Consider the following 12,133-nt stretch of genomic DNA (forward strand, 5'->3'; position numbering starts at 1 on the left):
AGTGCGGCATATTCTATGCCCAAATCCGCACACGGGCAAATAAAATGCCGATTGCAGGCGCTTGGTGCGCCGCATTGTTCCGCAGGCACGTGCCTGCCGCCGCCGGCGTGCCGCGGTTGCCGCCGTAGGGCGAACTGGGTATGCTAGGGCGCGTTGGCATCCGACTTTTGAAGCAGATTTTGCGGCATGAAACGGCAGATGGAAGGCAAAAATGCGAGCCTATGCCGCCCATAGGCAAGTATTTTTAACGCAGCAGATGCCGTTTTAGGACGTAAAAGCTGCCAAAATGTTGATTGCCGACGCGCCCCAGAGCTTACATAACTTTACCGCATCCGAAAACCACACAGGACACACCGCATGACCCGCTACCGCATCGCCCCCAGCATTCTTGCCGCCGATTTTGCCCGCCTGGGCGAAGAAGTGCGCGCCGTATGCGCCGCCGGCGCCGATTTGATCCATTTCGACGTGATGGACAACCATTACGTGCCCAATCTCACCTTCGGGCCGATGGTCTGCGCCGCCATCAAGCCCTACGCCAGCGTGCCGGTGGACGTGCATCTGATGGTCGAGCCGGTGGACGCGCTGATCGAAGCCTTTATCGGCGCCGGTGCCGACATCATCACCTTCCACCCCGAAGCCAGCCGCCACATCGACCGCAGTCTGGCGCTGATTAAAAACGCCGGCCGCCAAGCCGGGCTGGTGCTTAATCCCGCCACGCCGCCGCAGGTGTTGGAGCATGTTTTCGACAAGCTCGACATGGTGCTGCTGATGTCGGTAAACCCCGGCTTCGGCGGCCAGGCCTTTATCCCGCATACGCTCGACAAACTGCGCCAAGTGCGCGCCATGCTCGATGCTTATCAGGCGCACAGCGGCCGCTGCATCGCGCTGGAAGTGGACGGCGGCATCAAAACCGCCAACATCGCCGCCGCCGCCGCCGCCGGCGCCGATACCTTTGTCGCCGGTTCCGCCATTTTCGGCGCCGCAGACTACGCCGTTGAAATCGCCGCCATGCGCCGCGAGCTGGCGGCGGTATAACCGGCATGACCGGATAACTTTTCCGTTTTTCAGGCTGCCTGAAAAACCAAAGCAGCCTGAAAATCCCAAAACAAGGAGCACGCCATGAACGGCCACATTCTGCTGCTGCACGGCATCCATATGCACGCTTGGACCATGCTGCCTTTTGCCCTACTGCTGCGCCGCTACGCCTACAGCACCGCCACTTTCGGCTATTACAGCGTCTGGCAGGACTACCGCCACCACTGCGATGCGCTGGCCGAGCGCACGGAAGCATTTTTCAGTCTACATCCCGACGAGCCGCTGCACTTTGTCGGCCACAGCCTGGGCGGGCTGGTGCTGCGCCATTTTGCCGCCGCGCGGCCGGATTTGGTGCGCGGCCGCATCGTTACGCTCGGCACGCCGCACCAGGGCAGCGCCACCGCCGCCGCCATCCGAGCACGTCATGTCGGCGTGCCTCTGCTCGGTCGCGCCTACCACGATTTGCTTGACGGCAATCTGCCATCGCTGCCGGCAGGCATCGAGCTGGGCAGCATTGCCGGCAACCGGCCGCTGGGCATCGGCCATCTGGTCGGACTGGAAGGCGAAAACGACGGCACCGTGCTGTGCGCCGAAACCCATTGCCCGGGCATGGCCGACCACATCGTGCTGCCGGTTTCTCATACTGCGATGATTGCCGACAAAGAAGCCGCCGCCCAAACCGCCGCCTTTTTGCGCAGTGGCCGTTTCGACCATGAGCGCTTAAAGCACAAAGCAGCCTGAAAACATCCGCCCCGCCTATCCATAGTCCTTAGGAGCCGTCCATGCTCAACCGCCAAGACCCCCTGATCCGCCAACTGGCCGCCGCCGAACCCGTGCTGTGGCGCAATCCGAACACCGCCCCCGCCGCCCAGGCGCTCGCTGATGTCGGCCTGAGCGCCGCCGACGTGGCCGATGCCGCCGCGCGGCTGCAGCGTTTTGCCCCCTATATCCGCGCCGTGTTTCCCGCCACCGCCGCAGCCGATGGCCTGATCGAAAGCCCGCTCTACCGCACGCCCAAATTGCAGGAAGCGCTGCATCTCAAGCGCGATTTGTGGATTAAGGCCGACAGCGAACTGCCGGTTTCCGGCTCGATCAAAGCGCGCGGCGGCATCTACGAAGTGCTGCAGCATGCCGAAGCGCTGGCGCTGCAGCACGGCCTGCTGCGCGAGGGCGATAACTACGCCAAGCTCGACAGCGAAGAAGTGCGGCAGTTTTTCCGCCGCTACACCGTAGCCGTCGGCTCTACCGGCAATTTGGGGCTTTCCATCGGCATTATGGCCGCCAAACTCGGCTTTCAGGCTGCCGTGCACATGTCCGCCGACGCGCGCCAATGGAAAAAAGACAAACTGCGCGCCAACGGCGTCAGCGTTTACGAATACGCCGGCGACTACGGCGAAGCGGTTGCCGCCGGCCGTGTCCAGGCTGAGCAAGACCCCTACGCCTATTTTGTCGATGACGAAAACTCGCGTCACCTGTTTCTCGGCTACGCCGTTGCCGGCGAACGGCTCAAAGCACAATGCGCCGAACAGGGATTGCGCGTCGATGCCGAACATCCGCTGTATGTCTATCTGCCCTGCGGCGTCGGCGGCGGCCCCGGCGGCGTTGCCTTCGGCCTGAAACTCGCCTTCGGCGACGCCGTGCGCTGCGTGTTTGCCGAGCCGGTACAGTCGCCCTGCATGCTGCTGGGCGTCTATACCGGCCTGCACGACGAAATCGCCGTCAGCGACATCGGTCTGATCAACCGCACCGCCGCCGACGGACTGGCCGTCGGCCGCGCATCCGGCTTTGTCGGCCGCGCCATGCAGCGCTCCATCGACGCCTTTTACACCGTGCCCGATGCCGAACTGTTCCGCCTGCTGCGCACCGTCCGCCACAGCGAAGGCCTGCAGCTCGAACCGTCCGCCTGCGCCGCGCTCGCCGGCACGCCGTATTTCGACGACGTCGCCAACGCCGCCCACCTGGCCTGGGCCACCGGCGGCAGCATGGTGCCGGACGAAGTGTTTGCCGAATACCTGCAAGAGGGCGAGGCAGCCTGAAAGCAGTCAAAACCCCAAAAAGCAGCCTGAAAACCATGGGAAGCCGTTTTCAGGCTGCTTTTTTGTCGGGATGCGTTGGGGATGGCCGGCTTAATAAATGGAATAACCTTCTTTGGACTTGGTGCAGCTTAAATGGCTTTTCCATTCCAGCTGAACATCAATTTTGCAATACTTGTGCAAACTTGTGTAATCGGAAAATATAACCAATATATCTTTATTTACGCAAAACATTTTTTTATATTCATATTCGCTAAGCAGTGGTTTGACATGAAAACTACCATTTTTAATCATGGCGCTATTAATTTTATCTAGGGTTTGCGGTGAGCATGAAGGGGTAATTATTTCCCCATATCCATATCGCCATTCTGTGGCTGTTTTTCTGCCATAGGAACCAATACCCCACTCTGTGCTGCCCAATTCCTTGGCAACAAATGCCACCACGGAGTTTGCATCCTGAAGTTTGGCTTTCGATATTTTTATTTCTTCTTTATAAAAGATATTTATCCAAGCCTTACGGATACCGCCCAATAAAAACATTACGCCGAAGGCAAGCAGATAAGCAAGGATATTTTCTTTAGTAAACTTTTCTCTCCATCGGTTTTTCATGTTTTTCGCTGCTCTCGGAAAATGGCTAGGACGCGCCGGTATGCAGTTTGCAAAGCGGTTTTTGCCAAAATACCGCCGCAATACCGATTGCCGGCACGTCCTAATGATACAGATATTTTTCAGGCTGCCTTATTACAGGCAGCTTGAAAAATATCGCGCTTATACGCCAGCAGCTTTCAGCAGCTCTTCGGCGGCCAAAATACCCAGCGCGTTGCCCGCCAAGGGGCTGTCGCCTGTGAGCAGGAGGCGGTCTTTGTGGACGCTGCCGTCGATGCTGGTTTTGCTGTTTTTCACCACCATGCCCAGCTCTTCCAAGCGTTTGGCGAGCAGCCACGGCAGTTTGCCCGGCATATAGCCGATGTCGAGGTTTGCGCCTTCGTCCAAAGCGTCGGGGAACACGCACAGCTCGTAGCCTTTAAACGGGAATTTGCTGTCGGCGCGGCCTACGGATGCGGCAGCCAGCGCGGCGGGGCCGTGGCATAGGGTGATGATGAATTTGTCGTTTGCCAATGCCCAATCGAGCAGGCGCTGCATGTCGCGGCTTTCGGGCAGCTTGTTGAACGCGCCATGCCCGCCGGGAATCAGCACGGCGATATAGGGCGAATCGGGCGCGGTTACTTCGTCTAAAATGTCGGCAAGGCGCGCGGTTTGTCGAGCTTGGGCAGGTATTCGGCGTAGATTTCGGCGATGGCTGCGTCTTCGTTCGGCATCGCCCACATTTCAAATTTGGCGTGGTTGCCCGACAGGGTGGCGACGTCGATTTCAAAGCCTGCTTTGTGGATGTGCAGCATCGGCAGCAGAGTTTCCACGGGGTGGTTGCCGGTGGAGAAGAATTTGCCGTTTTGCATTTGCAGATAGCGCTCGTCGGTAGCAACCATCAGCACTTTGAATTTGCCGCCGGTGTAGGGCTTGGCGAATTGGGTGCTGGTGTAGTTGGTTTTGGGCGCGGTGTATTGGCTCAAAGAGTAGTCAGAGGGGAAAAGGCGTTGTACTCGGCGCGGTCGGCGACGGGCTGGCGGGATAGTTCGGTCATGGGAAAAATTCCTGATGGTGTGTTGAAAGTGTGCAGGCGGCGCGTTTGTGCCGCGCCGCCGCCTGCGGGATGTGGGGTAGGGCGGCCGTTTTTAAAAAAAGCATCCGTATTCTTTACAAAAGTTTTCAGGCTGCCTGAAAGGGGAAAGGCGACGCTTTGGCTGTTTTAACAGCAGCAAACGGCGCTACCACAACCACGCCCATACGCGGCGGCCTTCGGCGGTAAGCAGCATAAAGGTACGGCAGGCGGCGGCGGTGCTCATGCACTCCAGGCCGACGCCGTGCGTGGCCAGCGCGGCGGCAGTGCGCGGCGGCAGAAACTGCTGCTTGGCACCGGTGCCAACGATGATGACTTCGGCGCCGTCGTCCAAAGCAGCCTGAAAAGACTGTTCGTTCAAATCCTGCGCCTGTTTTTCAGGCTGCCTGCAGATAAAGGATACGGTTTCGACGCTACCCTGCGGCCGGCCGGCAATTACGGCGGGCAGGGGGTGGGAGATGCCGTCGATTTCGATGCTGTGTTCGCCGGCGGCGGTGATGCCGCCCAAGCTTTCTTCGATGTTCATAAGCGTGCTATGGGGGAAATTGAAGATGCAAAGATAGGTAAAATCGGGTAGTATCGCGCGGCTTTCACAAATCAATGCGCGATCTTTTCCAGGCGTTTGCCGGCGGGAAGTCTAGCACACAAAGATACTTCAATTCAGGAGCAGTTATGCAAGCAATCAAGATCGGTTTGTTGGGTTTGGGCACGGTGGGCAGCGGTACCGCCGAAGTGCTGCAGAAAAACGCGGCGGAAATCAGCCGCCGTCTCGGCCGCGAAGTGCGGCTGGCGATGGTGTCTTCGCGCGATGCAGCCAAAGCCCGCAGCGTGTGCCCCGATGCGCAGTATGTGGCCGATCCGTTTGAACTGGTGCGCCATCCGGATGTGGATATTGTAGTCGAACTGTTCGGCGGCACCCAGATTGCCAAGGATTTGGTGCTCGAAGCGGTGGAAAACGGCAAGCATGTGGTTACCGCCAACAAAAAACTGCTCGCCGAATACGGCAACGAAATCTTTGCGCTGGCCGGCCGCAAAAACGTGATGGTGCAGTTTGAAGCGGCGGTGGCCGGCGGCATCCCGATTATCAAAGCGCTGCGCGAAGGGATGTCGGCCAACCGAATCAAGTCGATTATGGGCATCATCAACGGTACCAGCAATTTCATTCTCAGCGAGATGCGCGAGAAAGGCAGCCCGTTTGCCCAAGTGCTCAAACAGGCGCAGGAATTGGGCTATGCCGAAGCCGATCCCACTTTCGATATCGAAGGCCATGATGCCGGCCACAAAATCACCATTATGTCGGCGCTGGCTTTCGGCACGCCGGTGAATTTCGGCGCCTGCTATCTGGAAGGCATCAGCAAACTCGATGCCCGCGACATCCGTTATGCCGAAGAGCTGGGCTACCGCGTCAAACTCTTGGGCATCACCCGCCTGAGCGAAAAAGGCGTGGAATTGCGCGTGCATCCGACCCTGTTGCCCGAATGCCGCCTGCTGGCCAATGTAAACGGCGTGATGAACGCCGTGCGCGTGAATGCCGATATGGTCGGCGAAACCCTGTATTACGGCGCCGGTGCCGGCGCGCTGCCCACCGCCAGCGCCGTGGTGGCCGATATTATCGACATCAGCCGCCTGCTCTCGGCCGACAGCGGCCACCGCGTGCCGTATCTCGCTTTCCAGCCCGGCCGCCTGCAGGAAGTGCATTTCCTGTCGATGGACGAAATCACCAGCAGCTACTACCTGCGCGTTCAGGCTGCCGATAAAGCCGGCGTGCTCGGCAGCATCGCCAATATTCTGGCTGACGAAGGCATCTCCATCGAAGCCCTGATTCAAAAAGGCGTGCTCGATAATAACCAGGCCGAAATCGTCATTCTCACCCACAGCACCATTGAGCAAAACATCCGCCGAGCCATCCCACGCATCGAAGCCGAAGCCAGCGTCTCCGCCCCCGTGGTGATGATCCGCATGGAAAGCCTGAATGACTGATCTGGACAAACAAACCGCCACAGACGAAGGCAGCCTGAAAAATCCGGTAGCCGAAGCGGCAGAAGACGGCGGACAAAGCAGCCTGAAAAGCGAAACCGCCGCGCCGCAGCTAGACGAAGCCGCGCTATTGCGGGCGAAAAAGCGCCGCACCGTGATTATCTGGCTGCGGATTACCGCCCTGCTGTTTGCCGGCTTCTTTCTGCTCAGCCAATGCGGCATGAGCAAAGCCCGCGCGCAAAACGCCATTATGGAAAGCTGCATCCAGCACGTTCCCAGCCATCCCAAATGGCAGGCCGATCTGCAGGCACGCAGCCTGAAAGACGATTCCGGCGCGCTGGCGCAGCAATACTGTGTGTGCATGTGGCGCGAGCCGCTGGACAAGCTCAGCAGCGAGCAGATCCAGTCTTTCCCCAAACTCAACCCGCAGCAGCAGCTCGATCTGCTCGGCGGCGAAAAAGAGTGGAACCGCCGCGACCAACAATGCCTGGACGGCCTGCACCCGTAAATCCGGCCGTCTTTCCCTTTCAGGCAGCCTGAAAAAGCCGTTTTGCCGTTTTCAGGCTGCCCCAGTCAAAACAAGGAAAACCATGTCCATCAAATCCGACAAATGGATACGCCGCATGAGCGAAGAGTTCGGTATGATTGAACCCTTCGAGCCGAACCAAGTGAAAGAAGCCGACGGCAAAAAAATCATTTCCTACGGCACATCCAGCTACGGCTACGACATCCGCTGCGCCAACGAATTCAAAATCTTCACCAATATCAACAGCACCATCGTCGATCCGAAAAATTTCGATCCGAAAAACTTCGTAACCGTGGAAGACGACTGCTGCATCATCCCGCCCAACTCGTTTGCCCTGGCGCGCACGGTGGAATATTTCCGCATCCCGCGCAACGTGCTCACCGTGTGCCTGGGCAAATCCACCTACGCCCGCTGCGGGATTATTGTGAACGTCACGCCGTTTGAGCCCGAATGGGAAGGCTACGTTACCCTGGAGTTTTCCAACACCACGCCGCTGCCCGCCAAAATCTACGCCGGCGAAGGTGTGGCGCAGGTGCTGTTTTTCGAGAGCGACGAAGTCTGCGAAACGTCCTATAAAGACCGCAACGGCAAATACATGGGGCAAACCGGCGTTACCCTGCCCAAAACCTAATGCCGTTTTTGCCCGCCTGCCTGCCCGTCGTTACGACTGCGGCAGGTTTCTGCCGTTTCAGGCAGCCTGAAAGCGAGTTTACGAGCTTCTGCGAAGCTAAAACCGCCGCCGATAAGCATAAGCACCCATGAAACCCGCCCCCGACGCCTTTTCCCGCCTGATTAAAGCGCTGTGCATCCTGCCCAATGTCGGCCCCAAAACCGCCCAGCGCATGGCCTACACCCTGCTGCAGCAAAACCGCGCCGGCGCCCAAGAGCTGGCGCAGGCGCTCGATTGCGCGCTCAAGCAGGTCAATAACTGCACAAGCTGCAATACCTTTTGCGAGGGCGGTTTGTGCCATATCTGCGCCGATGAAAAACGCGACCCGCGCCGCCTGATGATCGTCCACATGCCCGCCGACGTGGCCGGCATGGAAGCCGCGCGCTGTCACGACGGCCTGTATTTCGTGCTGATGGGGCAGGTCAGCCCCGCGCAGGATATGGATTTGAAAGCGATTGCGCTGGACAAACTAATCGCCCGCGTCGCCGATTCGCCGGTGGAGGAAATCATCATCGCCACGTCCTTTACTGCCGAGGGCGACGCCACCGCCTATGTGCTGGCCGAGTTGTTTAAAGACCAGCCCTACAAAGTCAGCCGTCTTGCCCGCGGCATGCCGCTGGGCAGCGAGCTTGAATACGTTGATGCCGGCACGCTGGCGCAGGCGGTGTACCGCCGCAGCCTAATTCAGGACAACTGACGCCAATATTTTTCAGGCTGCCTGCAGAGAATAGGCAGCCTGAAAGGGGTCGTTTGCGGGAGGGGGCGGAATCCTACGCTAAGGCTTTGGCCAGCGATATTCTCCGGTGAGATTGATGTGTTCCCATCCGAGCGGCGAAACATGGGCCAAGAGATCGGGCGATAGCAGCTTTCCATCGCGTTTCTGGTTTGCAACGACCTCGCCGAGCTTCATGGTGTTCCAGAAGATGATGATGGCGGCGAGCAGATTCATGCCGGCGATGCGGTAATGCTGGCCTTCGGCGGAACGGTCGCGGATTTCACCGCGGCGGTGGAAGCTGATTGCCCGCTTCAGCGCATGATGAGCTTCGCCTTTGTTGAGCCCGATCTGGGCACGCCGTTGGAGTTCGGCATCCAGAATCCAGTCGATCATGAACAGGGTGCGCTCGACGCGACCGACTTCCCGCAGGGCTGTCGCGAGCTCGTTCTGCCGCGGATAGGAGGCGAGTTTCCGCAGAATCTGGCTTGGCGCGACGGTCCCGGCAGCAATGGTGGCGGCGATGCGCAGGATGTCGGGCCAATTGCGCTCGATCATGGCTTGGTTGACCTTTCCGCCGATCAACGCTCGCAGGTGCGCCGGGGCGGCCGACGGATTGAACGCGTAGAGCCGTTTGGATGGCAGGTCGCGGATGCGCGGAGCGAACCGGTAGCCGAGAATGGCACATGCGGCAAAGACGTGATCGGTGAAGCCGCCCGTGTCGGTGAACTGCTCGCGGATATGGCGTCCAGCATCGTTCATCAGCAGGCCATCGAGGATGTAAGGCGCTTCGCTTGCCGTTGCAGGAATCACCTGGGTTGCGAACGGCGCATATTGGTCGGAGACGTGGCTATAGGCTTTCAGGCCCGGGGTATTGCCATATTTCGCGTTGACCAGGTTCATGGCCTCACCTTGCTCTGTAGCGACGAAGAACTGTCCGTCGCTCGAAGCCGACGTGCCCATGCCCCAGAACCGGGCCATGGGTAACGCTGCCTGTGCCTCGACCACCATGGCCAGCGCCCGGTCATAGGCTTCGCCCTCGACATGCCACCGTCCAATGCGGATCAATTCCCAGAAGGTGTGGGTGTTTGTCGCATCCGCCATTTTGCGCAAGCCGAGGTTGATCCCTTCCGCCAAGATAACGTTCATTAGCCCGATCCGGTCAGCGCAGGGTGCTCCTGTGCGCAGATGGGTGAACGCTTCGGTGAAGCCGGTCGCCGCATCCACCTCCAGCAGGAGATCGGTGATGCGCGTGGGCGGGATCTGCTTGTAGAGATCGAGCACCAGATCTTCGGCGCCTGTCGGCGCGGCGGCTTCGAGTTTCTCGATATGCAGAACGCCGTTTTCAATCGACCCGCCCGGGATCGTGCCTGCGCGAGCGGCACGGCCAAGCTCGCGCAACCGCATGTCGAGGCGAGCTTGCCGGTCTGCCAGCCATTCCTCCGGCCGCAATGGCACAGCGAGACGACCGCCTTCCGCGATGGATTGTGCCGGAACGAGTGCGTGTTTCAGATCGCCATAGCGCCGGGACCTAGTAAGCCAGACATCTCCGGAGCGGAACGCATCGCGCAGATGGAACAGCACCGCGATCTCCCATAGGCGAGCGTCGCCAGCCCTCTGGGCCCGAAGGTGGCGATGCCATTTCGAGCTGGGCCGCAAGAAGCTGGTCATCGCGGCATCGTTCAAACCGGTACGAAGGGCCGTCACCGCTTCCAGAAGCGGCAGTGCAACGGGCGCAGCTCGCAGATCGAGCAGGCGCAACATGCGTGGAGCGTATCGGCGGAAGCGGTGATAACCGTCGAGCACATGATTGAGCGGATCGTCGGCCATGGTGGCGGTCAGCCTGGTTGCCATTGCAACAAGGGTTTTTAAGCCGTCCCACCCTGACCCACTCGCGATGACATCGCCCAGCGGCTGGCCATCATCCTGTGCATCGACCAGGGCGCCCCCGATCTCGGCGAAGGATTTCAGGGTGTCACGCACCACCCCCGCTTCGTCTGCGACCTTTGCATGGCAAATACGCTCCGAAGCACGGTAGAGACGGCCGACGATCCGGTCGTGGGTTTCGACCACTGCGTCGGCCAACATCGCCTGCCATTCCGAGACGCAAACAGCCAAGATCGCAAGCCGCCTGTCCTCCGGGAGATCGCGCATGCCGTCGGCATAATACCGTTCACCCTGCCTGCGCAGACGAGTCACCCGATGGGCAGGAACGCCGGCAAGCAGATCCTCGGGGAGATCGATGCGTTGCAGATATTCGAGCCGGTCGAGCAGCCGGTTGGCCGACGAAGAGTTCGAGCCAGGCTCGAACTGGCGCAGCCACACAAAACGGGTCACCCGATCATCAGCCGTCTCCTCGAGCAATGCCAGCAACTGTTCTCGGATCGACATAGGCAGCCGACTGGCGATCCTCGTCTCGATGCGTCGCTCGGCATCGACGAGAGCCGCGGCACAAAGCCGCTCGATCGTGGATGTCGCGGGAAGGACAGTGCGGGTGCGTCGGCACTCGGCTACGAAGCGACGGGCGATATCCTCGTTCGACACCGCCATCTCGGCTTCTCGGAACAACCATTCCTTCAGCTCGCTCGCACCACGTCCGGAGAAGGTGCGGAAGCCGTAGAGCCCCCGTAACTCGGCAAGATGCTCGTGCCGTGTTTCCTCGCGGGCAGCATAGTCTACGAGATCGTCGGCACCCAGGCCAAGCTGCGCTCCGATAAATTCGATGACCTCTGCAGGGATCAGTTCGCCTGGAGCCAGCACCCGGCCGGGATAGCGCAGGACACACAATTGCAGGGCGAAGCCGAACCTGTTGTGAGCGCGCCGACGCAGCCTGATATGCCCAAAGTCTTCATCACTCAGCGTATAGTGCTTGAGCAAATCCGTCTGTGAAGTCGGCAAGCGCAACAGCGCGTCTTTCTGCCGATCGGTTAGAGTGACGCGACGCGGCATACATGTTCCTTTTTCAAAATCTGATAGCGTTCAAGACGCTTTGTTTATGAAGCTGGTTGAGATACATTTCCAGAGGTCAATGCAATCGTGGCCGAAGCGCCGCCTCAAACCAACGTTTGTGATACATGCTGATCGGATATGCCCGCGTCTCCAAAGCCGATGGCTCGCAGTCTCTCGACCTGCAGCACGACGCCTTGCGCGCCGCAGGTGTCGAACGGGACAATATCTATGATGATCTTGCTTCCGGCGGTCGTGATGATCGCCCTGGCTTGACTGCCTGCCTCAAGTCATTGCGTGACGGCGATGTGCTGGTGGTCTGGAAGCTCGATCGCCTCGGACGATCGCTTGCCCATCTGGTCAACACGGTGAAGGAGCTGTCAGACCGCAAGATCGGCCTGCGGGTTCTGACTGGAAAGGGCGCTCAGAGGCACTGTTGCAAAGTTAGCGATGAGGCAGCCTTTTGTCTTATTCAAAGGCCTTACATTTCAAAAACTCTGCTTACCAGGCGCATTTCGCCCAGGGGATCACCATAATAAAATGCTGAGGCCTGGCC

The 12,133-nt window shown here is 59.3% G+C and carries 12 protein-coding genes and 2 pseudogenes; 8 read left to right on the forward strand and 6 right to left on the reverse strand.

Annotated features, from left to right (window positions below; translation table 11 throughout):
- Window positions 1-357: 357 nt before the first annotated feature.
- From rpe to OP500_RS04330, 3 genes are all read left to right on the forward strand, one after another.
- Complete coding sequence (gene rpe, locus OP500_RS04320; RefSeq protein ID WP_274070290.1) at window positions 358-1,035, forward strand: ribulose-phosphate 3-epimerase; 678 nt, start codon at window positions 358-360, stop codon at window positions 1,033-1,035.
- Window positions 1,036-1,119: 84 nt separating this feature from the next.
- The gene (locus tag OP500_RS04325; protein ID WP_274070291.1) at window positions 1,120-1,776 is read left to right on the forward strand and encodes an esterase/lipase family protein; all 657 of its coding nucleotides are present in this window, start codon (window positions 1,120-1,122) and stop codon (window positions 1,774-1,776) included.
- A gap of 41 nt (window positions 1,777-1,817) precedes the next feature.
- Window positions 1,818-3,071: a D-serine ammonia-lyase gene (locus OP500_RS04330; protein WP_274070292.1), complete on the forward strand. Its 1,254-nt coding sequence runs from the start codon at window positions 1,818-1,820 to the stop codon at window positions 3,069-3,071.
- 90 nt (window positions 3,072-3,161) lie between these two features.
- Here the strand turns inward: OP500_RS04330 and OP500_RS04335 are convergent, their stop codons facing one another.
- From OP500_RS04335 to OP500_RS04350, 4 genes are all read right to left on the reverse strand, one after another.
- Window positions 3,162-3,677, reverse strand: a complete 516-nt coding sequence (locus OP500_RS04335; RefSeq protein ID WP_274070293.1) for a hypothetical protein — start codon at window positions 3,675-3,677, stop codon at window positions 3,162-3,164.
- A gap of 159 nt (window positions 3,678-3,836) precedes the next feature.
- Window positions 3,837-4,265 carry a hypothetical protein gene (locus OP500_RS04340; RefSeq protein ID WP_274070294.1) on the reverse strand — a complete coding sequence of 143 codons (429 nt, stop codon included), beginning with the start codon at window positions 4,263-4,265 and terminating at the stop codon, window positions 3,837-3,839.
- Window positions 4,266-4,300: 35 nt separating this feature from the next.
- A complete protein-coding gene (locus tag OP500_RS04345; protein ID WP_274070295.1) occupies window positions 4,301-4,639 on the reverse strand; it encodes a hypothetical protein in 339 nt (112 codons plus the stop codon).
- A 255-nt stretch (window positions 4,640-4,894) separates the two neighbouring features.
- On the reverse strand, window positions 4,895-5,272 hold the full coding sequence (locus OP500_RS04350) for an Mth938-like domain-containing protein (protein WP_274070296.1): 378 nt from the start codon (window positions 5,270-5,272) through the stop codon (window positions 4,895-4,897).
- Between the two features lie 146 nt (window positions 5,273-5,418).
- On the opposite strand from OP500_RS04350, the gene OP500_RS04355 reads away from it, so the two are divergent.
- The 4 genes from OP500_RS04355 (at window position 5,419) to recR (ending at window position 8,616) form a co-directional block, all read left to right on the forward strand.
- The gene (locus OP500_RS04355) at window positions 5,419-6,726 is read left to right on the forward strand and encodes a homoserine dehydrogenase (protein ID WP_274070297.1); all 1,308 of its coding nucleotides are present in this window, start codon (window positions 5,419-5,421) and stop codon (window positions 6,724-6,726) included.
- A complete protein-coding gene (locus OP500_RS04360; RefSeq protein ID WP_274070298.1) occupies window positions 6,719-7,231 on the forward strand; it encodes a hypothetical protein in 513 nt (170 codons plus the stop codon). Before OP500_RS04355 ends, OP500_RS04360 begins: the two co-directional genes overlap by 8 nt.
- A gap of 82 nt (window positions 7,232-7,313) precedes the next feature.
- Window positions 7,314-7,880, forward strand: a complete 567-nt coding sequence (gene dcd, locus OP500_RS04365; RefSeq protein ID WP_238747912.1) for a dCTP deaminase — start codon at window positions 7,314-7,316, stop codon at window positions 7,878-7,880.
- Window positions 7,881-8,007: 127 nt separating this feature from the next.
- Window positions 8,008-8,616, forward strand: a complete 609-nt coding sequence (gene recR, locus OP500_RS04370; RefSeq protein ID WP_238747914.1) for a recombination mediator RecR — start codon at window positions 8,008-8,010, stop codon at window positions 8,614-8,616.
- A 78-nt stretch (window positions 8,617-8,694) separates the two neighbouring features.
- On the opposite strand, the gene OP500_RS04375 is transcribed toward recR, so the two are convergent.
- A complete protein-coding gene (locus tag OP500_RS04375; protein WP_087851154.1) occupies window positions 8,695-11,580 on the reverse strand; it encodes a Tn3 family transposase in 2,886 nt (961 codons plus the stop codon).
- 125 nt (window positions 11,581-11,705) lie between these two features.
- Here OP500_RS04375 and OP500_RS04380 point away from each other — a divergent pair.
- Window positions 11,706-11,981, forward strand: a pseudogene (locus OP500_RS04380) (recombinase family protein); the annotation flags it as partial.
- A gap of 77 nt (window positions 11,982-12,058) precedes the next feature.
- On the opposite strand, the pseudogene OP500_RS04385 reads toward OP500_RS04380, so the two are convergent.
- Window positions 12,059-12,133 (reverse strand): annotated as a pseudogene (locus tag OP500_RS04385) (IS6 family transposase); the annotation flags it as partial.

Source organism: Kingella sp. SNUBH-2017, from assembly GCF_028680565.1.
GTDB lineage: Bacteria > Pseudomonadota > Gammaproteobacteria > Burkholderiales > Neisseriaceae > Kingella_D > Kingella_D pumchi.

Excerpts from the sequence above, each read along its gene's own strand:
- rpe (WP_274070290.1), top strand. The coding sequence starts at position 358 with ATGACCCGCTACCGCATCGCCCCCAGCATTCTTGCCGCCGATTTTGCC.
- OP500_RS04325 (WP_274070291.1), top strand. The coding sequence starts at position 1,120 with ATGAACGGCCACATTCTGCTGCTGCACGGCATCCATATGCACGCTTGG.
- OP500_RS04330 (WP_274070292.1), top strand. The coding sequence starts at position 1,818 with ATGCTCAACCGCCAAGACCCCCTGATCCGCCAACTGGCCGCCGCCGAA.
- OP500_RS04335 (WP_274070293.1), bottom strand. The coding sequence starts at position 3,677 with ATGAAAAACCGATGGAGAGAAAAGTTTACTAAAGAAAATATCCTTGCT.
- OP500_RS04350 (WP_274070296.1), bottom strand. The coding sequence starts at position 5,272 with ATGAACATCGAAGAAAGCTTGGGCGGCATCACCGCCGCCGGCGAACAC.
- OP500_RS04355 (WP_274070297.1), top strand. The coding sequence starts at position 5,419 with ATGCAAGCAATCAAGATCGGTTTGTTGGGTTTGGGCACGGTGGGCAGC.
- OP500_RS04360 (WP_274070298.1), top strand. The coding sequence starts at position 6,719 with ATGACTGATCTGGACAAACAAACCGCCACAGACGAAGGCAGCCTGAAA.
- dcd (WP_238747912.1), top strand. The coding sequence starts at position 7,314 with ATGTCCATCAAATCCGACAAATGGATACGCCGCATGAGCGAAGAGTTC.
- recR (WP_238747914.1), top strand. The coding sequence starts at position 8,008 with ATGAAACCCGCCCCCGACGCCTTTTCCCGCCTGATTAAAGCGCTGTGC.
- OP500_RS04375 (WP_087851154.1), bottom strand. The coding sequence starts at position 11,580 with ATGCCGCGTCGCGTCACTCTAACCGATCGGCAGAAAGACGCGCTGTTG.